Below are 25,800 nucleotides of genomic sequence, written 5' to 3'. Positions count from 1 at the left end.
CGGCAGCCAGCAACACAATGCGGCTGCGCAACACCATGCGTTGCGGCGCGGTCTGCTGACGAACGGTCTTCTCAAGGTGCGCACGATCAGCGTCGGATAGGACAATCGGGACGGCGCGTGGGCCAGGCATGCATCACTCCTTCGCGGTGATGCTCTGCCTATTCTACAGCGACTCCGAGATCCTTTCCTAACTGTATCGGTATTTTATTGACAGAACACTAGATGCCACGGGGGTCTTCCCGCCCGCAGGACGGTCGGTGGTGCTGAGGATGGCGACGGTTCCGCCCACAGGGCGCTTGGCGGTGCTCCGGATGGCGGCCGTTCCGTCCGCAGGACGGTTGGCGGTGCGCAGCACCGCACCCCAGCCGGACGCTTCAGCGTCCGGGACGTCGCGGCCCCTCTGCCTCTTCTTGCGGTCGTCCCGTTCCGTCCGCAGGACGATCGTCGGAACGCCCGGCAGACGTCTGCGCCCGAGACGGGCCTGCGGCCAATCGTCCTGCGGACGGAAGGCACTTCTAGGGAGAGGGGGCGTTCTTCCCCGGCGTTGAAACGCCGGGCTGAGGGGCGGTGCTGCGCACCGCCGAGCGTCCTGCGGACGCCACGACTCCCGCCCCGCCAGACCTCTGCGCCCCAGGCCACCAGCCGACAACCAAGAGTCACACCCCGCTTCCCACCATCTTGACACTACGAACACAAGTTTGCTAAACTCGCCGGATGGTGGAGTAGCACTTCCTTAGCTGCACAAGGGAGACCGAATTTTGCGTCTATCGGCCGGACAACACGTCAAGAGTACGGGAGCGGACCGGAACCGGGCTGCCTATTTCCGCATACAGGCGCTCTTCGAGTTCTGTCCGCTGAGCCCCCAGGCACCGCAGGCCCGCGACTCTTGAGTCCGCGGGTCTTTCGTTTTCCGGCATCGCCTGTTTTGAGAGCACGATCATGAAGGGTCAGGTACTGGTACTGAATCAGAATTACGAGCCGCTCAACGTCTGTAGCTGGCGTCGAGCGGTCGCCCTGTTGTGCCTGGGCAAGGCCATTGCCCTGGAGCACGGGGCGCAGGTGGTGCGGTCGTCACAGAGCGAGATGGTGCTGCCCACAGTCGTGCGGCTGGCCTACCCGATCCGCCGGCCGCTGCCGGAGCTAAAGCTGTCGCGCCGGGCCATTCTGGCCCGCGACAGCCACACCTGCCAGTACTGCGGCCACGTGTCCCGCGACCTGACGATTGACCACGTCATCCCGCGCGACCGCAGCGGCCAGTCCACGTGGGACAACCTGGTCGCCTGCTGCCTCAAATGCAACAACAAGAAGGGCAACAAGACCCCGCGCGAGGCGGACATGAAGCTCATCCGCAAGCCGCGCCGGCCGCGGTTCATTCCTTACCTGTCGTACGCCACGTTCACCGCGGCAGCCAAGAACCCGCTCTGGCGCGACTACCTGGAGCCCTTCGCCCCGCACCTGGTCGAGGCCTGAGCCTCGCGCGTGCCCGCATCGTAGGCGTGCCTGCGTCGCTCCGCGATGTGAACCGCAGCAACAACGAGGCCGATGATCGCACCGATCATCGGCCTCTCTCATTGTCTCGGGCGGGCTGGAAGCCCGCACTACCCGTTCCTCGCCCGCACTACCGGCTCCTAGATGCCGTCGAACAGTCCTTCCAGCCGTGTCGTTTCGTCCGCCGTCAGCTTCCACCCGGCCGCCCCCGTGCACTCCTCGATCTGCTCCGGCCGCTTGGCTCCCCACAGCGCCACCGACACCCCGGGCTGGTTGAGCACCCACGCCACGGCCATCTGGCCAGGCGTGCGCCCGTAGGCCGACGCCATCGCCGCCATCTCATCCACCGCGGCGGCAATCCGCGCCAGCTTCTCCTCACCAAACAGCGGGTCGCGGCTGCGGCTGTCGGTCTCGGGGAAGGTCGCGCCGGGCCGGTACTTGCCGGTGAGCAGCCCCCGCTGCAACGGGCTGTAGCACAGCACCCCCAGCCCCTGCTCGCGACAGAAGGGCAGAATCTCGTCCTCGATGCCCCGACGCAACAGGCTGTAGGGCGGCTGCAGTGACGCCAGCTTCCCGGCCGCAATCATCCGCTGCATCATCGCCACGGTGAAGTTCGAGCAGCCGATGTGGCGGATCTTGCCCTCGTCGCGCAGGGCCATCAGCGCCGCCATGGTGTCCTCGAACGGGACCTGCTCGTCGGGCCAGTGCACCTGGTACAGGTCAATGACGTCGGTCTGCAGATTGCGCAGCGACTGCTCGCACTCGCCCCGAATGCTCTCGGGCCGCGAGTCATTGTAGAGCTTCCCCTCCGCGTTGCGCACACGGCCACACTTGGTGGCGACCACGACCTCGGCCCGATGCGCCCCGAGCGCCGCGCCCAGGACGCACTCGCTGTGGCCGTCACCATAGACCGGGGCGGTGTCAAAGAGCGTGAGGCCCAGGTCCAGCGCCCGGTGGATGGCGGCTGTCGTTTCGCTGTCCTGCACGTCGTCGCCCCAGAACAGCTTGCCCATGGCCCAGCCGCCGAAGCCGATCTCGGACACGGTCAGGTCGGTCGTGCCCAGTTGACGGTACCCCATGCTCATACGATACCCCACCTTTCGGTGTCCTGCTCAGACACATAAGGCAGCGCCTCACCGCGCGCATGGCGGTGGCGCGTCAGGATTGGTCCCAGGGCGAAGCACACGATCAGCAGCAGTGTGGCGCCGATCAGCACCACCGTCCCCGGCACCGGCCCCAGGGCCGCGTGCCGGACGAGATCGCCCGCGCACAGCGCCGTCTGCGGGCAGATCGCCAGCTTCAGCAGCCAGGCTCCGTAGTTGAGCAGGAAGAGCCAGGTGTAGTTGCGCTGCAGCCGCCGCCCAAAGGCCTCCGAGTACGGCATGTGAAACCGTGCGCGGTGCATGTCCTCGGCCAGCTTGCGGCGCCAGTCCACCTCGTGCTCGATCTCCCGCTGCGCCACCTCGCGCCACAGAGCCGGCGCGATCAGCCCGCGCTCGAGCATCCGCAGCCGCGACCGCCATAGATCGTAGTACAGGTAGCGCCGCGCCTCGATGTGCAGCATGATGACGACGATCGCCGCGGGCAGCACGATGGCGACATGCGGCATCTCCCTGCTGCCGAGGATCACAGTCAGCATGGCGGCGGTGGCGCCGACCGCCCAGTTGGTGGTGACATCCAGGCGCTGCCGCCACACGGTGGCCCGGTTCATCTCGCCCCGGTAGTAGTGGATCATCAGTTGCATCCATTCAGCGTGCGTGAACTCGTGCCCGTACTGCTCGTAGGGCAGTTCGCGGGGGTCGCTCATGGCCTCACCTGGCAGGTCTCAGGCGGTCACCTACCAGCGGAGGATTGGCCGCGCCACAGGCGAGCACCTGCCCGCGGAAGGGTGGCGATTCCAGCGCCGAAATTGCACCGAAATAGGGGGTTGACAGAGGGTACTGTGGCCGCTATAGTATGTGATACAGGGTTGTGCAGCTTTACCGACCGTAGCTTATACATAGCTACACTCGCACTCAGCCCTCAGTTCGGCCTCTAGCCTTCCTCTGCCCCCTCGACTTGCGCCCAGGCTAGAGGCTGACGGGCTCCGCCGAAAAGAACTTTATGCCATAGTCCCGGTGGAGCACAAACAGCCAGGTCCGGTTCCTCTCCCACAACCGACCTGGCTGTTTTTTTGTGTGCCCGCAGGCCGGCCACCAGCCCACGACCCACCCCCCACGCGCTACAGGTCAGTCCAGTTCCTCGGACGGCGAGGGTGGGGGTGAGGGCAATGGCGCCTCATGCGGCGGCGGAGGGGGAGTGAGCATGTGCGGCGGCGGAGGGGGCGGTGTCGGGAGGGGCGCCGGCGGGGCCGGGCGGTGCCAGCCTGGGGCCCCCAGTGGCATGGCCCCCGGCCGCAGCGGCCCGCGCATCAGCGCGTCGCGCGTGCGCCGGTTGGCCGCCACCCAGCCGAGGATGGCCAGCAGTGGCAACACCAACGCGATCCCGCTTTGCCAGTTCGCCAGCGTGCAGGTGAAGTTGAAGGCGGCGTGGGACGCCATGGCCAGCGCGACCCCGGCCCACAGGAAGCCCTGCGCCGACGGGCCACGGACGAACTTCATCCGACCCAGGCCGTACCCCCATAGCACCGCCCACAGCGCATGACCCGGCACCGACAGCAACGCCCTCACCACTGCCAGCCCCACGGTCTTCTCCGCTGCCCCGGCCACATAGAACAGGTTCTCCACCGTCGCGAAGCCCAGCGCGCACGACACGCCATAGGTGATCCCGTCCATCGGCTCATCGAACTCGACGTGGCGGTAGATGAACAGGTACACGACCAGGAGCTTGGTGAGCTCCTCGATCACCGGGGCGCCGAGGATGGCATCCAGCGGCGCGGGGATCGGCGCTTCGAGCAACGCCGCCGGGATGACGGAAGCGCAGCCGAGGAAGAACAGACGCGCGACCAGCGCCTGCGGCTCAGGCTCCAGCCGGTCGCGCCGGATGAAGAACCACAGCCAGAACAGGCACGGCCCGATGGCGACGGCCAGGATGAGCAAGGGGGACATGGTTGGCGAAGAGCTTAGCAGGGCGGGCGGGCTGGTGGCAAGCACAAACCGGCGCCGCTAGAGCGCCATGGGTACGCCCGACACTCCTGTCGGGCGCCGTAGGAGCGCGGCTTCACTGCGCCGCGACTGCCAGCGTCCTTTGCAGGAACCCCTCAATGTGCGGCAGGGCGAATTGCTGCACCTCCGACGTCACGCCGTAGAACGCGCCGTGCACGGCCCCGGGCACGACCACCAACTCCACCGGCACGTCGTGCGCTCGCAGAGCCTCCGCCGCTGCCTCCTGCATCGCCAGAGGCGTGGTCTCGTCCAGGTCGCCCACGACGATGAGAAAGGGCGGCTCGCCTCCCCTCACACGCTCCTCCGGCTCGGGTGACCCGACCTGCGCCGGCCAGCCCGTCAGCATCTCCTCGGGCACCAGGTCCGGCCGCAGCCGTGACAGCGACAGCGCCGGGTTCATGGCGGCCACCGCCTGGGGCACGGTGTCGCGGATTGTCAACTCGTCAGTCACCCCCAGCGGATCGCCCGGCCCAATGGTCGCCAGCAGCCCCACCAGGTGCCCGCCCGCCGAGGAGCCGTACGCGGCGATGCGTCCCGGGTCACAGCCCCACTCCTCGGCCCGCTCTCGCACGAAGCACATCGCCAGCCGCACATCCTCGATGATCCCCACGAGCGTCACCTGCGGACACAGCCGGTACTCGGCCGTGGCGCAGGCATAGCCCAGGCCGCAGAAGTGCTCCATGACCGGATGCCAGCCGTCCTTCTGCCCGCGGTTCCAGCCCCCGCCGTGGACGAACAGGATGCCGGCGCCGTTGGGCGCGTCGGGGAGGAAGACATCCATCACTCGGCGATCCTGGTGGTAGGTGGAGTAGGGCAGGTTGTCGTAGCGGGTCATAGTCGCTCCGATTCGGTAGAGTGGTCAGGACACTGCCGGCAAGGCTGAACTCGGCGGCACGAACGCGCGCACCGCGCTGACGAACATCTGGTACGGCTTCCGGGCGCCGTGGGTCTGGGCACTCATGATGAGATAGAAGTGCTGCTTGGCCGCCACCCCCGGTACGTAGGGGTAGCCCGCGCTCATCTGCTGCTCGCCATCCACCCACCACGTCGCCTGCTGGCGCACCGGGTCGTAGCTCGCGCCGAAGGTGTGCTTCTGGCTGCGGTCCAGCGGCACCTTGGACACATTGTTGTGATTCATCTCGCGCTGGTAGGGCGGGGCTCCCTTCCAGATCCCGGTCCAGCTATGCACCGTGCCCGTCAGCCCCGGCCCAAAGCCCCCCTCATCCACATCCAGCTCCATCCAGCGCTCGAAGCCCGGCGGGTCACCCGCGTAGTGGTCCTGCTGTTTGCCGCTGTGCTCGGCGGGCATGAGCCACACGGCCGGCCAGTGGTCGGGGTCGTTGTCCGACAGCCGCACCTCGAACTCCACGTAGAAGCCGTCAATCCCCGGCAGCAAGGGCAGTTTCCCCCCGGGGAAGTCGCGCGCGACGCTCACGAGGTCGCCGCCGAGACTGAGCGCCAGCACGCCGTCCTGCATGGCGTAGTGGTCGAGCGATGGCGGCTGCTGCGAATACCACTGCCCGCTGAACCACTTGTAGTCGCCATCCTTGCCGGGCGCGATGTCGGCGACCGCGGGGCGCTCGTTGATGACGCACCGGGTGTACCCCAGCGCCGCCGCGCCGGGAGGGACGGGGGGCTGGGCCACGGCAACGGACAGCAGCCCGCTCGCCATGAGGAGCGCCCCCAGCACAGCACTTCTTCGCCGACTCGTGAGACGACCTTGAGGGACGACTGCTAACATGAGGAAAGCGAAGCCATAGCGGGTACCCAACATGCTCCCTCCCGAGTTAGCCGCCGTGGGCCGAAGCCTGCGGCGGCGTATCGTCGTCTTGTTCGCCACCGAGGTGTGCCTCCTGGTGGGCATGCTGCACGCTTTCGTGCTCGACCTCGGCGGCTGGCGCCATCTCCACAGGGCCGGGGTCCTGGAGGCACTGACTCAGTACCTGATGCGTCCCCCGGAGGCCATGCTGGACCCCTCCGCCCAGGCCACGCAGCAGGCCTGGCACAGTGTCTACCTGATGGCGGGCATCTTCCTGGCGATGGTCGTGGTCGGCTTGCTGCTCAAGCAGGCCTGCGCCGAGTGGCAGCAGTACCGCGACTACCAGCAACTCGAGGAATGGCAGCGGTCGTAGCCGCCCGATCCGGTTCGGAGCCGTCCCCCCGTGTAGCGCCTACAGCCTCAGGCACGCCTCCGCAGCCAGCCAGAACAGCCGCTCGCGCACTCCCTCGCGCCGGTGCCAGCTCCGGTGGTCCCAGGTGTCGCCGCTGCAATCGTCGCCGCCGTACAGCACTTGCCCCAGTGGCACGCCGCGGAATTGCGCCACCGCGAAGAACGCCGCCGCCTCCATCTCGACCGTCACACACCCCTCCTCGCGGCGGTGCGCGATCTTGGCCGGGGTCTCGCGGTAGAAGGCATCGGTCGTCCAGGTCTTGGCCAGGACGTACTCGCACTCATTGGCTGTCAGCGTCGCCTCGATGGCGGCCACCGCGGTAGCGCTCGCGGCCACTTCGCGGCCTGGCGGCAGGTAGTGGTACGATGTGCCCTCATCGCGCACGGCGGCGGTCGGGACGACGAGATGGCCCACCGCGATGTCAGGCTGCAGCACGCCGGCCCCGCCACAGGCAATGAACTTGCGGCAGCCGAGGGCGATGAGTTCCTCCAGCGACGCCGCGGCCATCGGCGCGCCGATGCCGGGGTGATAGACGCCCAGCCGCCGCCCCTGGACGGTTAGCTCATAGAGCGGGTGGGTGCCCATCTCGCTGCGCAGGCACGTCACCTCGCGGGCCCCGTGCTGGTCCTGCAGCGCCTGGATGACCTCGCGGAAGAAGCAGAGCACGCAGTGCTCGGGCACGTCCCGCGTCGCCAGCAGCTTCGACGGCTCCAGCAGCGCCTCGGGCGCGGGATCGAACTCCAGGATGGGGTAGGTGCTGTTCATGCTCTGGGCCTCACTGCAGTGCGTTCGGTGACAGGCATGTGGACTCGGTGCCCGGGACGCCCAGGGCTGGCGGATGCCTACATGTTCCGCCGACACTCACGGAGCGGGTGGCGTCGGCGACGCGATCTCGTCGCTCGGGAAGTTGTCCCAGCACCACTTCGGGTCGCGGAACTCGCCCGACGCGAACAGGATCGCGTGGATGTCCTGGGCCAGGCTGAAGACATCCTCGGGAGTGGCCGAGGGCTCCTTGTGGCGCCAGCGCGCGATGAGACCCGGGATGTAGGAGGCTGCCAGTTGCAGCATCCACAGATCCTTCTCCAAGGTCGCAGCGAGAGTCATCTCGAGTTCGGCGGATTCCCGTTTGCAGCCTACGGTCCAGAGGCTATGGTCCCCCAGGTCGGTGGGCTCGACGATGGTCCACGAACGCGCCTGCAACCCGCGCTCGATCATCTGCGCGATGGACTCGCCGGCCGGCAGGTTCGGGTCCTCCTCTCCCGGCGCCGTACCGCTGAACAGCAGGTTCTGTGACACGCGCATGGCCGTTCCCTCCTTGGTGTGTGACGGTCGGGGCGCTGCCTGAGCGAGCACCGATGTCACCTTCGTGCGCTCGCGTCAGGCAGTCCGCCCAATGATCGCGATGTACGTCGGCCCTGGCGAGTCCAGGTACTCGACGACCCGCCACCCCGTCCCCTCCACAATCCGCTCCATCTCCGCCTTCGATACCAGCAAGTAGTCGAACCACGGCGTGGCATAGGCGCGGAAGCGGATGCGCAGGCGGATCTGCCCGCCCATGCGCCCGCGCTTGAAGTTGCGCTGATGATACGCGAGATTCTCCGGCGCGGTGGTCTGGTAGGGATCAGTGCTTTCGGCGATGATGCGGGCATGGGGCGAGGTGAAGCCGCGGAAGCGCCGCAGCAGCCAGCGGGCGCGGGTGAAGCTCCCGAACAGCCCGAAGTTGTTGCCCAGCATCAGGACGGTGTCGAAGACGCCGAAGCGCGAGGAAAGGGCGGTGATGGGGACGACCTGGGCGTGCTTGACGCCGCGCTCGTGGCAGGTTTGGATGGCCAGCGGCGAGCTGTCCGTCGCCAGCACGTCATGCCCCTGCTCCTGCAGGTGCAGGCAGTGCCGTCCCCCGCCGGCGCCGATGTCCAGCACGCGCCCCTGCGCGAAGCCCGTGGCGCGCTGTTGGTGGGCGGGCCACTGGTCGAAGGGCGCGACGTACATGCTGGCGGGGCCGACCCCGACATACCCGTCATCACGCTCATCCACCTCATACGAGTCCAGCCCGCGAACCGCATCCTGGATCAGATGGCCGTAAGCGTCCTGCTGGTCGGTGAGCATGGGAATGCCTTCGCACCGGTGAGTTGAGGTACCTGCTGTAGCCTCAGTATAGCGCGAGGGCGGCGCCCGGCAAGGCTCCGAACCGTGGCCGTCGGAGTGAGACCTCCGGCGTTCCTTGAAGTAGCCTTGCGTCTCGATTGAGCGCTCCGAGGTACACTATCAGGCGTAGCCGTCCTATTCATGATATCTGTCGCAGTCTACCGTCTGGTAGGGGGAATCCCTATGGCCAGGATTGTGAGTTCGGTCCTGGGTCTCGATGAACTGATACCGTTGCCGCCCCCGGCCCGCCTGGCCGTGCCCCGTTGGGCGGAGGCGCCGTTGCAGCGTCTGAACAGCATCCCCCGCGTTCTGTGGCTGGGGCTGGTTGTCTTGCTGCTGTGGTCCTTCCTGCCGCTGGGCGTATTTGCGCTGGTGAGCTTCGCGGCCTGGGAGGCCTTATTGCCCACGCCGGCCGCCATGCGGCGCCGGGACCGACGGCGGCGCCTGGGCGCCGGCGGGGCCTGGCACTATCCCGCGCTCGTGGGCGATGAGCCCGGGCGCAAGGCCCTGGGCGCCGAGATTGCCGTCATCCGTCGCCTGGCCGCACTGCCCGACAGTCACATCGTGCTGCACAACCTGATCCTGCCGGGCGGCGCGGACACCATGCAGGCGGACCTGGTGGTGGTGACGCCCCACGGCCTGTGGTGCCTGGAGGTCAAGCCCTGGGTCGGGCGCATCTACGGACAGGAAGACGAGCCGTTCTGGACGCAGGTCAAGGAGTACGGTCTGGATGCGATGAAGGACCGGCGCGAGAACCCCGTCGCGCGCAACGCAGAGCACTGCCGGGTCCTCTCGCGCTACCTGACGGCGGCGGGGCGGCGGCTGGAGCTGGCCCCCGCCGTGGTCTTCACCGAGGCGGACCTGCACACGAACACTACCACACCGACGATTACGCCGTCGGGCCTGAAGTCCCTGCTCGCCGCGCACCCGTCGCCCACGCCGCTGACGCCCGAGGAGGTCACTGCCCTGGGCAACCAGTTGCGGAAGCTCGTGTCGGCGACACCGGTGACGTCGAACGACGCGGCTGAGCCGGCCGACGTTGCCCCCATCGCGGAGCCTCCCGCCGCGATGCGGCCGCTCAGAGCGTCTCGGTAGCACCCTCTCCCCTCCCGGCTCCCGCGCCGCCCGGTGCCCTCCCTCATCGGGCGGCGCGGCGCCGTGTAGTGACACCCCCTAGGTGCGTCGTGCGTGCGCACATTGTCCCGACAGGACACTCATTCTCTCGCGACTCCTGAGGCAATCTTGATGGGCTGCGCCTATCATGGTTGCTGACGCAATGTGCCGCACGCACGTCGCCGTCCCCAAGGGGGGTATTCCGTGGCCAGGATCGTGAGCCGCGCTTTCTGCCTCGACGAGTTCATCGTCCTCCCACCCGTACCGCCTCCGCCAACCGTCCCCAAGGCCCCGCCGCGGGGCCTGCAACGTGTGCCGTGGCTGGTGTGGGTCGGGCTGGTCAGCTGCCTGCTGCCCCTCTCTCTGCCCGTCGGCGCCTTCGCGGTCGCCGCGCTCTCGGTGTGGGCCTTGCTGTCGGGCATGGCCGTGCCAGCGACGCCGCGACCACCCCGTCGCCGCTGGCGCGCCGACGTGGCCTATGCAGACTCCCTGGACGAGACCGGGCGCATCGGCCTGCAGGGCGAGCGCGACGTGCTCTCCTGTCTGACTCGGCTGCCTGACAGTGTCCTGCTCCTCCACGACCTCACGCTTCCCACGGATGCCGGTCGGACCCAGCTAGACATCGTCGTCGTCGCGCCCGATGGTGTCACATGCCTGGAGGTGAAGGCCTGGGCAGGCCGCGTCTATGGCCGGGAAGGCGAGCGCTCGTGGACGCAGGTCAAGCTCTACGCCGGCCGCGTCGTCAAGGACCGCCGCGAGAACCCCGTGCAGCAGAACGCCTACCACTGCCAGGCGTTGGCCCGGTACCTGACCAGGTGCGGCGTACCGGCGCCGGTGCGCTCTGTGGTCGTCTTCACACGCGGGGAACTGCGCACGGAGACAACCACCCCCGTCATGCCGGCGCACGAGCTGCGGTCAGTGCTCGAGTTGGGCATGGCCCCGGCAGTGCTGACGCCCGAGCAGGTGAACGCGATCGGCGCGTGTCTGCACGAGCGATTGACACAGCCCGGAGAGACGCTCGCCGTGACCGTGGCTCCGGTGCCGCCCCGGCCGGCACTCGCGCAGCCTGCGCCCGTAGCCGGCGAGCCCACAGAGGTGGCCCCTCGGGCCGAGGCTGAGCCAGACCCGCCGGGGCTGTGGCTCCCCTTCGCCAGGCGGGCTCTCGTCTTGCTCACGGTGGCGCTGGTGGTGTGCGGGGTCTATCTGACACTGCATCTGCTCAGCCGGCACGCCTCCCCCGCCGACCCGATTGCCGCGCTGGCGCGCATCTGTAGCAGTGGCCCGATGCCACTACTGGTGGGCCTCATGGTGGCGCTCAGAGTGCTCTTTGCCGACGGCGGACGCCGCCGGTGACGACCACGGGGGCCGCTCCTACAAGCGCCGATGGGGAGGACACGTTGCCGTATCCTCCCCATCCTTCTATCCTTCCATCCTGCATGCCGTCGTCGTTACGCCCCCGGCACGTTCTCGCTCGCCAGCCGCTCCATGAACGTCTCCAGCGACTGCGGGCCCAGATCGCCCTCCTCGCGGTGGCGGACGGCGACGGTGCCGGCCTCGGCCTCCTTGGCGCCCACGATCAGGCTGTACGGCAGCTTCTGCATCTCGGCGTCGCGGATCTTCGCGCCGAGGGTCGCGTTGCTCTGATCCAGCTCCACCCGGAAGCCGGCGTCGCGCAGCTTCTTCGCCACCTCGGCGCCGTAGTCGAGCTGCTTGTCGGTGATCGGCAGCACGCGCGCCTGCACCGGCGACAGCCACACCGGGAACGCCCCGCCGTAGTTCTCGATGATGACGCCCAGGAACCGCTCGATGCCGGCCAGCACCACGCGGTGGATCATGACCGGCCGGTGCTCCCCGCCGTCTTCGCCGACGTAGGTCACGTCGAAGCGTTCGGGCTGGGTGAAGTCACACTGGATGGTGGCGCACTGCCAGGTGCGGCCGATGGCGTCGCGGACCTTGATGTCGATCTTGGGGCCGTAGAACGCCCCGCCGCCCTCGTCCACCTCGAAGGACAGGCCCTTCTGGTTCAGGGCGCCGACTAGCGCGTTGGTCGCCATCTCCCACTGCTCGTCGCTGCCGACCGACTTCTCCGGCCGCGTGGACAGGTAGATCTGGAACTCGCTGAACCCGAACGTGTTGAGCATGTAGCTCGCGAAGTCAATGACGCCGATGATCTCGTCATTGAGCTGCGCGGGCGTGCAGAAGATGTGGGCATCATCCTGTGTGAAGCCGCGGACGCGCAGCAGACCATGCAGCACGCCCGAGCGCTCGTGCCGGTACACGGTGCCCAGCTCGAAGTACCGTAGCGGCAGCTCGCGGTAGCTGTGCTTGTGCGTCTTGTAGATCAGGATGTGGCCCGGGCAGTTCATCGGCTTGATGCCGTACGACTGCCCCTCGATCTCGGTGTAGTACATCGGGTAGCCCTGCTGGGCGTGGCCCGAGGTGTACCAGATGTCGGACTTGATCAGGTGCGGGGTGCGCAGCAGCACATAGCCGCGCTTGAGGTGCTCCCTGGTGGCGAAGTCCGTCACCAGGTGCCGCAGCATCGCCCCGTTGGGGTGGTAGTACGGCAGCCCTGCCCCGGCCTCCTCGTGGAAGGAGAACAGGTCCAGCTCGCGCCCGAGCTTGCGGTGGTCGCGCGCCTTGGCCTGCTCGAGCTTCTCGACGTACTCATCCAGCAGCTTCTTGTCGGGGAAGGCGATCCCGTAGATGCGCTGGAGCATCGGGTTGTTCTCGCTGCCGCGCCAGTACGCGCCGGAGGTCGAGGTCAGCTTGAGGGCCTTGATGGCGCCCGTCGAGGGGACGTGCGGCCCGCGGCACAGGTCCACGAAGCTCCCGTGCTCGTAGATGCTGGCCGACACACGGTCGTAGTCGGCGGCATGGCCGGCCTCGAAGGCACGGATGCTGTCCGCGCCGCGCGGGGCCTCCTCGCCCAGCTCCCCGGCAACGATGTCCGCCACCAGCTCGACCTTGTACTCGTTGCCCGCCTGCTCCCACCGGGCCTTCGCCTCGGCGGCCGGGACGGCGTGGCAGGCAAACGGCTCGTCGGCCGCCACGATCTTGTGCATCTCGGCCTCGATGCGCTCGAGGTCCTCGTCGTTGAAGGGCCGGTCTACGTGGAAGTCATAGTAGAAGCCCTCCTCGATGGCCGGGCCGATCGTCGGCTTGGCGTGCGGGAACAGCCGCACCACGGCATCGGCCATGATGTGGGCGGCGGAGTGCCAGTACACATCCTGCCCCTCGGCGTCCTTGAAGGTGAGAATGGCGAGCGAGCCATCCCCTTGCAGGGGGCGGCTCAGGTCAATGACCTGGTCGTTGAACTTGGCGGCTACAGCGGCCTTGGCCAGCCGCGCGCCAATACCCTCGGCGACCTGCAGGGCGGTGGTCCCGCGAGCCACCTGCTTCTGTGAACCATCGGGCAGCGTGATCGTGATCTCGCTCATCTCGCTCATGGGACTACCTCCATTCCATGTGAGTTGGGATAGGTACACAGCAAAAAGCCGCGTCAGGGTTTCCGGACGCGGCTGGTGTGACGGAATATGAGACGCCGTGAAGCGCTGCCGCTCTATGCGTCAGGCGTAGTGCAACCCCCGTTGTGGCAGCAGACGCCGTTCATGATTGCGCCATTATATCAGGGGCCCGCGGGGCTGTAAAGCCGCCCCTCTCGCCGAACCAGGCGCCGGGACGGTCTGGCCGGGCCGGTCCATCCGGAGGCCGGGGCAGGTGCAGCGCCGGGTTGTCTCCTCAGGGACTGGCGAACAACCTCTTGTTCGGCTTGATCTCCAGTCCGGTGAGGCCGGAACTCAGGATCGCGTCCTTGAGGCGCGCGGAGATGTAGACCGTTATCCCCAGGCGGGCGAGTCTGAAGTAGTCCACCGAGGGCGTCTGGCCGGGCATGAAGTACAGCCGCTTGTACTCGATCTGGCTGAACTCCTCGCAGCCCTCCAGTTGTCCCTCTCGGGCCTGCCGCGTCTTCTCCTCCCATTCATCGAACGAGTTGACGGCAACCGGCCCTGTCGGGATGCCGAGTATGTCGGCGAGGTAGAACTCGGATCGCTCGAAGTCGACCGCCGTTGGCTCAACGATGTTCCGGAAGTGCAGGTAGGTCAGTGAGCGGGCAGAGAGCATCTTGCCGCGGACCACCACCGGGTACTCGCGGACGTTGCCCAGGTCGCACTGCTTGAACACGGCCAGTGCTTTCTCGTTGAAAAGATGTCCCCCCCGCCAGAGGTTGGAGCTCAACACGTCCGTCCAGCGGGCCTTCCGCTGCAGCTTCATCCCCGGGATGGGGATTGCCGGGAAGCCGTCGGGGCCGAGCCCCTCCGCCTCGCCCCAGTCGAAGTCGGGGTCGGAGAGCACCGCCTGAGGGTAGTCGCCGACGGACTCGTCGGTGGCGGAATGAAGCTCCCAGTGGTCGGGGGATGCTTCCTGAGCGGCAACGGGACTGTCTGCGAGGGTCTCCAGTTGCTCCGCCATGATGTCAAGGGGGTGTCTCTTGTCTCGCATGGAGTGCTCCTAGCAGGTCTCGATTGGCTCTGCCGTCCTGGCGCCCCCTGCGCCTCGCCCGCGCCGCAACCGACACGCACAGAGGAACGCTTCGCTACCATTTCGTCGACCAGGCTGACATCTCCTGCATGGAGCGGGACGGTGCGCGCTCGGCTATCGCTTCGCGAGTAGGCCGTCTACCCGCCACAGCGAGACCACCCCGACCGCACCCAGCTTCCGCACATGCCCCGCGTCCGGCTCCTGCAGCGTGGCCAGTGACGCCCGCAGCTTCGCGACATGCTCCGCCGTGAACGGTGGCGCCGCTGTCAGCGCCGCTTCGTCCACGCACACGCTCTGGTGCAACAGCCGCGCCAGCGTTCCGCAGCTCAGGCGCGATGGCGCCGCGGCACATGCATACGCCGCTACAGCCGCTACGACGCCGACCGAGGGGCATGTACCGCCCGGGCCGCTGGCATAGTACGAGGGGGCGACCAGGTTGATGATCTCCGTGTCCGCCGCGTCGCGGTGTGAGGGGATCAGGAGGCGGCCGTCGGACTTGCGGGCCAGCGGCGCGCACGTGAACAGGTTCGCCACGCCCCCACCCCACGGCTTGTACGAGTGGGCCTGCATGGAGGTCGAGGTCCGCGGCTGGCCGACCTCGCCGTAGGGCGCGAGGAAGAGCGCCTCCGGCCGGCTGGCCATCGCGTCGCTGATGAGGTGTACGTCATCGCCCCAGAAGGAGTGGTAGGTGACGACGAGGTCGGCTTCCTGCCCGGCGGCGGCGAAGGCGGCCGCGAGCTGTGCGGTGTCGTCGGGCGGCTGGTAGGAGGTCAGGTGCACGCGGACGCCGAGGACACCGAGGAGGTCGAGGATGACGGCGATCTGGCCGGTGTCGTGCGCGCCGTGGCCGGAGTCGCCCCCGGTGCGGTAGACCATCGTGCAGCCGGGATACAGGTGCGGACGGAGGACCTTGCGGCTCAGGCCCCCTTCGCCCACGAGGGCCACGCGCACGAGGCGCTTGGAGACAGCGGCGCGGGCCTGCGCGAGACGGGCCGCATCGGTGACGCCGAGCATCTGCAGCTCCCAGCGGGGCGCGGCGGGCAGGGCGTCCCAGGTCGGCAGGTCGGCGCCTGCGGCCAACGCCGGAATGAGCAGGGCCAGAAGGAGTGAGCAGCGACGCATGGGGGGCCTCCGTGGGGTGAGATTGCCCCTCGGCAGGGAGTTGTCCTGCCGAGGGCGCGCGCCGGAGGTCGGCACGGGGGCAGTGGGGAAATATGTAGACACGTTCCCAGATTCACTTTCGAGGTCACGACATGTCCAAGAAGGTTCTGTTCGCCTCTGCTCACCTGCCCCGGCTGGCGGCCGAGGCCAGCTTGCCCTACAAGTACGCGAAGATGATCGAGAAGGCCAGGCTGGGCCAGCGCTTCGCCGGCAAAACCGTGTGCCTCAAGATGCACCTGGGCGGCGGCAGCGGCATCTATACGCTGCACCCATACTTCGTGCGCACTGTCGTGGACGCCATCAAGCAGGGCGGCGGCCGCCCCTTCATCACCGATGGCACCAGCGCGTTCTTCGAGGCCTACAAGCGCGGCTACACCCACGAGGTCCTCGGCTGCCCCATCCTGCCCGCCGGGGGCATCGCGGACAAGTACTACTACCACGAGCCGGTCGGCTACGAGACTCTCGACCATGTGGAGCTGTGCGGCAACGTCGTGGATGCCGACGCCCTGCTGGTGCTGTCCCACGGCAAGGGCCACGGCCACTCCGGCTTCGGCGGGGCCATCAAGAACATCGCCATGGGCTGTGTCAGCACCCGCACCCGCGGCGCCATCCACGGCCTCATGGGGGGCGTCTTCGAGTGGAACGGCGAGGCCTGCACCCACTGCTATCAGTGCCGCGACAACTGCCCTACTGGCGCCATCAGCTTCGACAAGAGTGGCAACTTCCGTCTGAGCGAGCATCACTGCCGCTACTGCATGCACTGCGTCTCGGCCTGCCCGGTGCAGGCGATCCACATTGACCAGTCACGCTACCGCCATTTCCAGATGGGCATGGCCTGGGCGACGAAGAAGTGCCTGGAGCGGTTCGAGCGCGGCGCGGTCTACTATGTGACGGTGCTCAATAACATCACGCCGCTGTGCGACTGCTGGGGCTGGTCCACGCAGCCTCTGGTGCCGGACGTGGGCGCCGTGGCCGGCGACGACATCGTGGCCATCGAGCAGGCTTCGCTGGACCTCATCAGCACCGTGGAGTACATCCCGGGCACGCTGCCGGACCAGATGAAGATCACCAAGCAGGGCCATCTGTTCCAGCGCGTCCATGCCAAGGACCCGTACGTCCAGGTGCAATGCTGCCACGAACTGAAGCTCGGGAAGCCCGACTACGAGCTCGTCCAGGTCGGCGAATAGGTCGTGCGCGAAGATTCTTGGCTCTTCGCAAAGATTCATGGGAACATTTTGCCCGTTTTGGGGTAACATACAGGTGCAGCTCGATCAGGGTAAAGCCCGCTCTCAGTAGGGGGATCTTGGCAGCCACCAGTGGCTGCTCAACCCTACCGAAAGCAGCCGCTGGTAGAAGATGGGTGGTCAGGGAACAGCACCCATTGTACTGTCAGCGGTTTTTTTTGCCTGCTGATCGGCCGTCCCCCCCGGTCCCCCCGTGACCTTGGTGGCCTGCTGCCTACCCCCGCACCCGCCGCCACGCCGAGGTCTGCACTGCCGACACCTCCAGGTCCCGTACCTCGCGCAGCCGCAGCGTGAACCGCACCAGCACCACGGACAGCAGCGCCGCCAGCACGAACCCGAGCATGAACCGATGGCCGCTGCCGATCAGCAGCGCGCCCAGGAACGGCACCCAGCACATCGGCAGCCACACCAGATAGAAGACGCTCAGGTACGTGGGGCGCTTGCGCTCGGGGATCAGCTCGAGCAGGAAGTTGGTGTAGCCGATCTCCTGCCCGGCGTTGGAGAAGCCAAAGGCGGCGAAGATGACGCACAGGAAGGCCACCCGCCACGACAGCGACAGCCCGACCACGTTCACCAGGTGCGTCTCGGGCAGCAGCCGTACCCCCAGCAGCATCCACAGCGCCCCCAACCCCATCAGCGCCGACAGCAGCAACAGTCGTCGGTTCCCGCCCTGGTCGCTCACCCGGCTCCAGAACACGTTGGAGAGCGCGTATGTCAGCACTTTGCACGACATGAACAGCCCCACGGCCGCCGCCGGGCTCCCCAGTTGCGACAGCGCGTACGGCACGATGAAGGGCAGCGACAGCCCCAGCATCAGCGTCGCCGTCGAGCGCGTCACCACCAGCCGGCGGAAGTTCCGGTCGCGCCGCAGGACCCGCAGACCGCGCCGCCACTCCACCATCAGCGGCAGCCGCCGGCGCTGCAGAGGACGCGGGACCTCCTCAACAAAGCAGAAGGCGATCAGCGAGGGGACCGCCAGGATGGCGGCGAGGGTGAACAGGACGGCGTAGTTCTGCGGGAAGGGGTACGGCCCTTGCTCGCTCAGCACCGCCTTGACCCCGAACCCGGCGGCGAAGGCCGCCAGACCACCGGTAAGGTACCGTGCCCCGAAGAACTTGCCGCGCCACTGCGGGGGGATGGTATCGCTGACGATGCTCATGAAGGGGATGAGGCTGACCCCGCCCCCCACGGTGTACACCAGGAACATCAGCGCAAAGAGCGCGAAGCCCGCGCCCACCGAGAACCGGTCAATGGTCCAGACCACGGCGGCCATGGCGAAGAGCCCGACCAGCCGTGTGACCACCGACACCCAGTACCACGGTATCAGCCGCTGCTGGGTCGCCAGGGTCGGGCTGAGGAACAGCGGGGGCCAGAACCACCCGGTGTTGATGACGGACACCAGGATGCCGATCAGCAGCGCATTGCCCCCGGTCAACTGCCAGGCGAACCCGGTGACAACCGTGTCGGTATCCATCACGGCCGTCAGGAGGATGAACAGACCGCCGTTGATGAGCCCCAGGATGAAGTTGCGGCGGGACAGCTCGGCTCCCGCAGTCACTGCGTGCATGATCCGTCACAGCGCCGCCAGGGCCATGAGCTGGCCCCGGTTCGTCCCGATGTAGATCGTGTCGGCAGTCACGGCGAGGTCGCCGGCGAACTGCTCGCCCTTCCACGTCCGGAGCAACCGGCCCGAGGCCGCGTCCAGGGCCAGCAGACGCGTCGCACTGGCCACGTAGATCACGTTGCCGGCAATCACGGGCCCAACTTCCACCGGGCCGGGCAACTGGTACGCCCACAGCGGCTCCTGCGCGTCGCGACTGACGACGCGCAGCCACCCGTCTGTGCTGCCGAAGGCGATCACCTGGTCGCTCACCGCCGCCGCCTGCCGCACCAGCCCGCCGGTGTAATACGGCTCCCGCACCTGCTTGCCCGTCGCCGCGTCGAGCACGTACAGCAGTCCGCTATCGCTGCCGACCAGCGCCAGTGGCGGCGCCGCCGTCACAGGCGAGAACACGGGTGTGGGCACATCCCGCGTTTGCAGGTCCACCCGCCACGCCACACGCCCGGTGCCGGCGTCCAGACCATACACCCCGCCCCGCGCGGTGGCGGCGATGAGCAGCTTCTCCACCAGCGCCGGCTGGCCCGCTAGGCCGTCCGTCAGCCGCTGCGTCCACACCTTGGTGCCCCCCGGCATGAAGCAGTACACGACCCCGTCCTCATTGCCCACATACACCCGCCCGCCCGCCAGCAGCGGCTGGCAGCGCACCGGCGCGCCGGTGTCGTGATCCCACAGCTTCTGCCCCGTGCGGCCGTCGAGAGCCCGCACGACACCCGCGTCTGAGCCGACGTAGAGTATATGCTGCGCGACGGTCGGTGTGGCGTTGAAGCCCTCGGGAGTCGAGAAGAACGGTGTGGCGTCCGTCGGCGCACCCGTGTTGGCCCGCAGGGCCTCGATGTGGCCATCCGACCACACGGCATAGACGAGGGAGGGGGAGACGGCGAAGTGCGGGGTCAGGTGGAACGGCTCTTCATGCACCCAGTAGGTGGCGCCTCCGCCCCCCACGTTGCGGAGCAGCAAGTACAGCACTGCCGCCAACGCCAGGGCGGCGGGTATGATCAGCAGTCGCTTGCGTCGGCGCTGCCGCCGCTGCTGTTGCCAGCGTATCCGATAGTCCACGACCGGCCGCCCGGGAGGTCAGAGATGCGTGCGTCCGCTGCCCGGACGCCGGGCCGATTATAGCACGGCAGCCGCACCCGGGGGAAGGTTCGGGGGACGGCGGGAGGGAGGGAGGGCGGGAGGGATGAGGGGATGAGGGGATGAGGGGATGGCGAGATGGAGAGATGGCGGGATGAGGAGATGAGGAGGGTGTGGGAGCGGTCACCGACCGCGACCGGGTGGCCACTATCGCGGTCGGTGACCGCTCCCACAGCCGTTCGCCCGAAGGGGCGGGCGGCGGGCTGGAGAGCCGCGCACCACGGACCATGCCCGCACTACCACGTCCCCTACGCCGGCAGCACGTGTACCGCCCCGGGGGCCCACGACGCCGCCACCGCCTGCCCCTCGCCCACTCCCGCCGCCGCGAAGGCTTGCGGGGTCATCGCGACCTGCAGCGGCAGCGGCCCGCGCAGCGTCAACCGCACCAGCCGCCCGCGGTCGTCCACGCGTGCCAGCGTCCACTGCCGTGCCCCGGCCTCGCCGCCCCCGCACACCGCGATCTCCTCGGGCCGGATCATCGCCAGCAGCTCACCCGCCTCGGGTAGCGGACCTGTCGCGAGCACCATCGTCTCCGCCAGCTTCACCGTATTGTGCCGCCGGTCGGCCTCCAGCACCGGGAAGAGGTTCTGCGCCCCGACGAACCGCGCCACAAAGGCCGAGGCGGGGCGACGGAAGACCTCGGCCCGTGTCCCCACCTGCAACACCCGGCCCTGGTGGACGATGGCGATGCGGTCGGCCAGTTCGAGGGCCTCGTCGAAGTTGTGGCACACGTGCACCACCGTCGTGTGCAGCTCGTCGGCGATGCGGCGTAACTCCACGCTCAGTTCCGCCCGGGTGCCCTCGTCCAGCGCGCTGAGGGGCTCATCCAACAGGAGCACGGTCGGCTCGGGGGCCAGCGCCCGGGCCAGCGCCCCGCGCTGCTGCTCGCCGCCCGACAGCGTGCGGGGCTTGCGGTCCAGCAGGTGGGCGATGTTCAGCAACTCCGCCAGTTCCTGCACGCGCGCCCGGGCCGCGGCGGGGGCCACGCCCCGCAGCGCCAGCGAGAACCCGATGTTCTCGCCCAGCGACATGTGCGGAAAGAGCACGTAGTCCTGCGGCACATAGCCCACGCGGCGCAGCTCCGGAGCCAGCCGCGACACCTCGCGTCCCTCCAGCCACACCTCGCCCTGATCCAGACGGTGCAGCCCGGCGATGCACTCCAGCAGCACGGTCTTGCCCGCCCCCGTGGGGCCGAGCACGACGAAGTACTCGCCGGCCTCGATCCGCAGATCGACTCCGCGCAGCGAGAACTCGCCCAGACTCTTGTGAGCGTTCTTGATCTCGATCATGGCTGTATGGATGAGGCGCGGGGCCCCGTCCGCGTGCGGCGGACATCCCACGCCTCTCCTCTACCGCTCCACTGCCTCCACCCGGTGCTTCCGCAGGGTCTCCCTCGCCTCTCGCGCAAAGGTCACGAAGCGCATCGCTTCGGCCTGGTGCGGCGCCTGTTGCGCCACGGACAACAGGACAGGCACCGGCGGCGCCGCCTCGGCCGGCAGCTCCATCACTTGCTGCACGGAGCCCGGCTCGTCACCCACGCACAGGCTGAAGACCACAGCCGCGTCAATGTCGCGACCCAGCCCCAGCCACTTGAGCAGCTCGCATCCGCTCTGGCTGAATACCAGCCGCGGCCGCAGTTCCTGCCACAGCCCCATCCGGCGCAGCGCCTGCTCGGCATAGTGTCCCACCCCCACGCTCTCGGGGTCCCCGACCCCGATGCGCCGCAGGCCCCCGCGATGCAAGTCGGCCACCGTTCGCACTGGTGTCGGGGCGTGAGCCGAAGTGGCGATGACCAGGCGCGTTGTCCCGATGGCCTGGGTCGCGGCGGGGACGAACTGGGAGTGCTGGCGCAGCGTCTGGAGTTCGAAGTCACCCAGACTGACGAACAGGTCGAAGTCCACGGGCATCCCCCGGGTCGCCATCGCGCGGCAGGGCGGGCAAGTGAAGTTGCTGACCACCTGGACGTCGGGGTGAGCGGCCTGGTAGCCAGAGATCAGCTCGGAGAACAGCTTCTCCACCGACGGCCCGCCGCGGATGATGAGTAGCCGGGGCGGCTCGCGATGGCAGCCCCCCACGGCGAGGGCAGCCAGCAGGACACCGATCAGGGCGGCCTGTTTCACCACAGGTACCCCCTCCCGCCCAGCTTCCGGAACGACAAGAGGGCGATGATCGCCAGCGCGATGAGGATCACCGTCACGCTCAGCGCCATCTCGACGTTGCCGATGGACATGTTCAGGAAGATGGCGATGGGCAGGACTTCCGACTTGAACCGCGTGGCGCCCACGAACATGAGGATCGGGCCGAATTCCCCCGCGGCCCGCGCCCAGGTCATGATGGCCCCCGCCACCAGGCCGTTGCGCGCCAGTGGCAGCAGCACATGGAAGAACGCCTGCCGCTCGCTGCAGCCCAGCGTCCGCGCCACCTGCTCCATCCGCGGGTCTACGCTGTCGAAAGCGGCCTTCAGCGACCGCACGCAGAAGGTCCCCGCGGGGAGGAACTGCGCCAGCACAATCCCCTGCGTTGTGAACACGAAGGGCATGATGTGCTGCTCGATCCACTCCCCCAGCGCCGTCTGGAAGAACACCAGCAGCGCAATCCCGGCCACCAGCGGCGGCAGCACGATGGGCAGGTCCAGCAGCGTGTCTATCAGGGCGTGGCACGGCAGGCGGTAGCGGCTGAGCACATAGGCCGAGGGAATGCCCAGCACCACGGCGATGGCGGTGGTGATGCTGGTGGTGACGACTGTCAGCTTGATCGCGAACAGCACCTCGGCGGAGAGCAGCGCGGCGGTGAAGCTCTTGACGTCCAGGTACGTTACGATCGCCAGCAGTGTGACCACGATCACGCTGAGCAGCAGCGCGAGGCTGGAGAAGAACAGGAACCGAAAGAAGACGGCACCGAGACGGGTCATGACGAGTACAAGACGACAGGTGGCCCCGTGACGCGGTACGCCCGACACTCTTGTCGGGCGGTGGGTGGCGCGCCGTGTGCGCCGGGCCCCGCCGAGGTGGCCCCGTGACGCGGTACGCCCGACACTCCTGTCGGGCAACTTCCGCCGGGCTACGGGCTCACTTCGTCGCTGCCGTCATCCCACTGGCGGCCACGATCCGCTGCCCTTCGGGCCCGGTCAGAAAGTCCACGAACGCCTGGGCCTCCGGTTGGTGCTGCGTGTACTTGAGCAGCGCGATCGGCACCAACGACGGCTCGTACAGCGAGCGCTCAATGGGCACGGTGTCACAGTCGCTCGTGAGTTGCGCGGCGGTGACGTTCCAGACGATGGCCACATCCAGGGACTTGAGCTTCACGGCATTGCCCAACTCCGGCACGTTGCCGGCGCGGTAGACGACGTTCTTGCTGACGGCGTCGCTGAGCTTGGCCTGCTTGAGCAGCTTCTCCGCCGCCACGCCAACAGCGCAGGCTCCCGGCTCACCCAGGCCCACCTTCACCCCGGGCTTGGCCAGGTCCGCGAGCGTCTTGATCCCCTTGGGGTTGCTCTTCTGCACCAGCAGGACCGGCTCGAAGTACCCCACCGGCTGACTGGTGGTCAGGTACCCGCGCTGCTTGGCCTGGGTCAGGTAGAACTCCTCGCCGGGAATGTACAGATCGCCCCGGCGGCTGAACGCCAGTTGGCTGAGCAGGCAGCCCGACCCCGCATAGCCGACATCAATGCGCACGTTGGGCTTCACCCGCTTGAAGGCTGCCACCGCCGGGTCCATCATCGGGCGGATGCCGGCGCCGCAGTACATGTACAGGCTGATCTGATTGGGGTCCACGACGGCCGGGTCGAAGGCAAACGTCTGCCATATGTCCTGCACCTGCAGCTCCAGCAGCAATGCCAGGAAAGCCTTCGCGGCCTCGGGGTTCTTGGCTCCCTTGATGACCGCCGCCTGCGCGGGGATCGGGCTGGCCACCTCGGCCGGGATCTTGCCCAGCAGTTGCAGCTTGCCGGGCACCTCGACGGGCTTGCCTCCCACGATGTGGGTCTCGCGCGTGCACGGGTAGTACACTACGCCCGCGTCGGCCTTGCCCTGGAGCAACTGCTCCTTGATCTGCACGGGCTCGGGCGTCAGCCACAGCTTCTTTTCCAGTTGGTCCCACAGCTTGAGCTTCCGCAGGGCCTGTTCGGTGTAGTAGCCGGAGCTGTTCTCGGGCGTGGCCAGAGCGATGGTCTTGACCCCGGGCTTGGCCAGGTCGGCCAGCGACTCGATCTGCTGGGGGTTGCCCTTGCGGACGAGCAGCGCGACCGCGTTGTAGGCGTACGTCACCGGCTCGCCCTCGATGCGGCCGGCTTGCTGCACGCGCTGCACTTCCCGGTCGCCCAGGCACAACCACACATCCGGCTGCGCTCTGCCCTCGGCGAGCAGCTTGGCCTGCACGTCAATGTTGGCGAGTTCCTGCTTCACCTTGACGTTCGGGTAGCGCTGCTCGAAGATCTTCTTGGTCTCGCCATAGGGACCGGCGATCCCGCAGGGCACAAAGATGGTCAGCTCGCCCTGCAGGGACGCGTCGGCCGTGGGCATCACCGGTGGCGCCGGTGCCTGAGGCGTCGGCTTCTTCGCGCAGCCGGTGAACCCCGAAAGCGCCACACCCACCGCCAGCAGTACCCACAGTTGCCTCGCCATCGCCGTCCTCCTCACAACGTTGTCGTCGGCGTGCCGGTGCGCCGGACGAGGGTAAGGAGGGGTGCCCGCCTGACGGGGGCTTCCGCCCCCGCCTAGCCTGAGCCGCGCCTCCGGCGCTCACGACCCCGCCCCCGCACCGTTCCCGCCTCACCGTTCCCGCCTCACTGCTTCTCCTTCAGCAGCTTCTGAACCACCCCGTACAGGTCCTCCTTGGTCCACTCGCCGCCCTCGGCCATCTTGAACGTGACTTCCTTGACCTTGCCGTTCCGCTCGTAGGTCCAGGTCTGCTGGTCGTTGATCAGGATGGCCCCGCACGTGAGGCCCTTCTCGTCGTGCCACTTCTTGAAGCCCTCGTCGCTGGTGAAGTCCACGAACTCGGCACTCACCCGTGGGCCGAACTTCTGGGGCAGACCCATGACCAGATCGCGGATGGGCTTGTGCTTCTCATTGCCCGGGTAGAAGGCCACGACGGTGATGTCGGCTTTGACGGCGGGCTTGCCCGCTTCTGTCGCCGGGGCTGCCCCGTCCGTCTTGGCTGCTCCGGGCGCCAGGTCCAGGCAGCCGGTCATGCCGTTCTCGCCGAGGATCTTGCGGCCCTCGGCCGAGGCGACGAAGTCCACCAGCGCCTGCGCGGCGGCCCGGTTGGGCGCCTTGGTTGTCACGGCGACCAGGCATGGCTGCTTCTCATACGAGTCCGCCGGGAAGGAGAAGGCGATGCGCACCTTGGACTTGCTCAGCTTCTCCGGGTTGGTCTCCAGGGGGCAGTTCTTGTACGCGATCCCCGCCTGGGCCTTGCCGGCGGCGACCATCGTGTGCGCCTCGATGGCGTGGTTCGGCTGGATCATCTTGGGCTGCAACGCCTCCCACAGGCCCAGCTTGGTCAGGGCTTCCTTGCCCGAGGCGCCTGTCGAGTTCACATCCGGGTTGGGCATGGCGACGGTCTTGCACTGTTTGAGGTCCTCAGGCTTGGTGATGGCCTGGGTGCTGGCCGCGGGCACGATGCAGACCAGCTCGAAGGTGCCGACGGTCTGCGGCGCGGCCGCATCCACCAACCCCGCCGTCGCCAGTGCCGCCATCTCGGTCTTCCCCGGCGACACGACCACATCGGCCGTCTCACCCTTCTCGGCCAGGCGCTTGACGATGATCCCGGCGTTGTCGTAGGTGCTCTTGACCTTCACGCTGGGGTTCTTGGCCTCGAAGGCCTGGATGACCGCGTGCATGGGGATGACCATGCCACAGGGGATGTAGGCCTGGACCTCGCCGGCGATGGTCGCCGGCGTCGGGCCGGGCGGAGCGGTACTCGCCGGCGGGGCTTGCCGGGCCGGGCATCCTGCCAGCAGGGCCGCCAGTGCGATCAGGAGCAGGAACGGGAACCACGTGCGCATCCTCGTGACCTCCAGTCGGGCGCGTTCAGCGCGCCATGGCACAAAGCGATCAGGCCCCCCAGTAGTCCTA

At 67.9% G+C, this 25,800-nt stretch carries 23 protein-coding genes; 5 read left to right on the top strand and 18 right to left on the bottom strand.

Going from position 1 to position 25,800, the window contains the following annotated elements; translation table 11 throughout:
* Positions 1–939 precede the first annotated feature (939 nt).
* A complete protein-coding gene (locus LLH23_03420) occupies positions 940–1,470 on the top strand; it encodes an HNH endonuclease (GenBank protein MCE5237523.1) in 531 nt (176 codons plus the stop codon).
* 158 nt (positions 1,471–1,628) lie between these two features.
* Here LLH23_03420 and LLH23_03415 read toward each other — a convergent pair whose 3' ends face one another.
* From LLH23_03415 to LLH23_03395, 5 genes are all read right to left on the bottom strand, one after another.
* Positions 1,629–2,573 carry an aldo/keto reductase gene (locus LLH23_03415; protein ID MCE5237522.1) on the bottom strand — a complete coding sequence of 315 codons (945 nt, stop codon included), beginning with the start codon at positions 2,571–2,573 and terminating at the stop codon, positions 1,629–1,631.
* A complete protein-coding gene (locus tag LLH23_03410; protein ID MCE5237521.1) occupies positions 2,570–3,295 on the bottom strand; it encodes a DUF2270 domain-containing protein in 726 nt (241 codons plus the stop codon). The genes LLH23_03415 and LLH23_03410 overlap by 4 nt, the downstream gene beginning before the upstream one ends.
* A gap of 421 nt (positions 3,296–3,716) precedes the next feature.
* On the bottom strand, positions 3,717–4,535 hold the full coding sequence (locus tag LLH23_03405) for a PrsW family intramembrane metalloprotease (protein ID MCE5237520.1): 819 nt from the start codon (positions 4,533–4,535) through the stop codon (positions 3,717–3,719).
* 112 nt (positions 4,536–4,647) lie between these two features.
* Entirely contained in the window at positions 4,648–5,427 is a 780-nt protein-coding gene (locus tag LLH23_03400) for an alpha/beta hydrolase (protein ID MCE5237519.1), read from the bottom strand.
* Between the two features lie 24 nt (positions 5,428–5,451).
* A complete protein-coding gene (locus tag LLH23_03395; protein MCE5237518.1) occupies positions 5,452–6,264 on the bottom strand; it encodes a hypothetical protein in 813 nt (270 codons plus the stop codon).
* 124 nt (positions 6,265–6,388) lie between these two features.
* On the opposite strand from LLH23_03395, the gene LLH23_03390 reads away from it, so the two are divergent.
* Positions 6,389–6,724 carry a hypothetical protein gene (locus LLH23_03390; protein MCE5237517.1) on the top strand — a complete coding sequence of 112 codons (336 nt, stop codon included), beginning with the start codon at positions 6,389–6,391 and terminating at the stop codon, positions 6,722–6,724.
* A 39-nt stretch (positions 6,725–6,763) separates the two neighbouring features.
* Here LLH23_03390 and LLH23_03385 read toward each other — a convergent pair whose 3' ends face one another.
* The 3 genes from LLH23_03385 to LLH23_03375 form a co-directional block, all read right to left on the bottom strand.
* Complete coding sequence (locus LLH23_03385; GenBank protein MCE5237516.1) at positions 6,764–7,528, bottom strand: nucleoside phosphorylase; 765 nt, start codon at positions 7,526–7,528, stop codon at positions 6,764–6,766.
* Between the two features lie 96 nt (positions 7,529–7,624).
* On the bottom strand, positions 7,625–8,065 hold the full coding sequence (locus LLH23_03380) for a hypothetical protein (GenBank protein ID MCE5237515.1): 441 nt from the start codon (positions 8,063–8,065) through the stop codon (positions 7,625–7,627).
* Positions 8,066–8,140: 75 nt separating this feature from the next.
* Positions 8,141–8,869 carry a methyltransferase domain-containing protein gene (locus LLH23_03375; protein MCE5237514.1) on the bottom strand — a complete coding sequence of 243 codons (729 nt, stop codon included), beginning with the start codon at positions 8,867–8,869 and terminating at the stop codon, positions 8,141–8,143.
* A 222-nt stretch (positions 8,870–9,091) separates the two neighbouring features.
* On the opposite strand from LLH23_03375, the gene LLH23_03370 reads away from it, so the two are divergent.
* Positions 9,092–10,003 carry an NERD domain-containing protein gene (locus tag LLH23_03370; protein MCE5237513.1) on the top strand — a complete coding sequence of 304 codons (912 nt, stop codon included), beginning with the start codon at positions 9,092–9,094 and terminating at the stop codon, positions 10,001–10,003.
* Positions 10,004–10,225: 222 nt separating this feature from the next.
* On the top strand, positions 10,226–11,374 hold the full coding sequence (locus LLH23_03365; GenBank protein ID MCE5237512.1) for an NERD domain-containing protein: 1,149 nt from the start codon (positions 10,226–10,228) through the stop codon (positions 11,372–11,374).
* A 95-nt stretch (positions 11,375–11,469) separates the two neighbouring features.
* On the opposite strand, the gene thrS is transcribed toward LLH23_03365, so the two are convergent.
* From thrS to LLH23_03350, 3 genes are all read right to left on the bottom strand, one after another.
* Complete coding sequence (gene thrS, locus LLH23_03360) at positions 11,470–13,470, bottom strand: threonine--tRNA ligase (protein ID MCE5237511.1); 2,001 nt, start codon at positions 13,468–13,470, stop codon at positions 11,470–11,472.
* A 292-nt stretch (positions 13,471–13,762) separates the two neighbouring features.
* Positions 13,763–14,524 (bottom strand): hypothetical protein, encoded by a 762-nt coding sequence (locus tag LLH23_03355; protein MCE5237510.1) that lies wholly within the window; start codon positions 14,522–14,524, stop codon positions 13,763–13,765.
* 153 nt (positions 14,525–14,677) lie between these two features.
* The gene (locus LLH23_03350; GenBank protein MCE5237509.1) at positions 14,678–15,685 is read right to left on the bottom strand and encodes a hypothetical protein; all 1,008 of its coding nucleotides are present in this window, start codon (positions 15,683–15,685) and stop codon (positions 14,678–14,680) included.
* A gap of 131 nt (positions 15,686–15,816) precedes the next feature.
* On the opposite strand from LLH23_03350, the gene LLH23_03345 reads away from it, so the two are divergent.
* Positions 15,817–16,911, top strand: coding sequence for a DUF362 domain-containing protein (locus LLH23_03345; protein ID MCE5237508.1), 1,095 nt, complete (start codon positions 15,817–15,819; stop codon positions 16,909–16,911).
* Positions 16,912–17,182: 271 nt separating this feature from the next.
* On the opposite strand, the gene LLH23_03340 is transcribed toward LLH23_03345, so the two are convergent.
* The 7 genes from LLH23_03340 to modA (LLH23_03310) form a co-directional block, all read right to left on the bottom strand.
* Positions 17,183–18,535, bottom strand: coding sequence for a hypothetical protein (locus LLH23_03340; GenBank protein ID MCE5237507.1), 1,353 nt, complete (start codon positions 18,533–18,535; stop codon positions 17,183–17,185).
* Between the two features lie 6 nt (positions 18,536–18,541).
* A complete protein-coding gene (locus tag LLH23_03335; GenBank protein MCE5237506.1) occupies positions 18,542–19,645 on the bottom strand; it encodes a PQQ-binding-like beta-propeller repeat protein in 1,104 nt (367 codons plus the stop codon).
* A 326-nt stretch (positions 19,646–19,971) separates the two neighbouring features.
* Entirely contained in the window at positions 19,972–21,063 is a 1,092-nt protein-coding gene (locus tag LLH23_03330; GenBank protein MCE5237505.1) for an ABC transporter ATP-binding protein, read from the bottom strand.
* A gap of 9 nt (positions 21,064–21,072) precedes the next feature.
* Positions 21,073–21,843 (bottom strand): substrate-binding domain-containing protein, encoded by a 771-nt coding sequence (locus LLH23_03325; GenBank protein MCE5237504.1) that lies wholly within the window; start codon positions 21,841–21,843, stop codon positions 21,073–21,075.
* Entirely contained in the window at positions 21,840–22,634 is a 795-nt protein-coding gene (locus LLH23_03320) for an ABC transporter permease (protein MCE5237503.1), read from the bottom strand. Before LLH23_03320 ends, LLH23_03325 begins: the two co-directional genes overlap by 4 nt.
* 157 nt (positions 22,635–22,791) lie before the next feature.
* On the bottom strand, positions 22,792–24,345 hold the full coding sequence (gene modA, locus LLH23_03315; GenBank protein MCE5237502.1) for a molybdate ABC transporter substrate-binding protein: 1,554 nt from the start codon (positions 24,343–24,345) through the stop codon (positions 22,792–22,794).
* Between the two features lie 161 nt (positions 24,346–24,506).
* On the bottom strand, positions 24,507–25,730 hold the full coding sequence (gene modA / locus LLH23_03310; GenBank protein ID MCE5237501.1) for a molybdate ABC transporter substrate-binding protein: 1,224 nt from the start codon (positions 25,728–25,730) through the stop codon (positions 24,507–24,509).
* Positions 25,731–25,800: the final 70 nt, after the last annotated feature.

The sequence above is a fragment of the bacterium genome, assembly GCA_021372615.1.
Classification (GTDB): domain Bacteria; phylum Armatimonadota; class Zipacnadia; order Zipacnadales; family UBA11051; genus JAJFUB01.
This window is presented reverse-complemented; position numbering and strand designations above follow the sequence as displayed.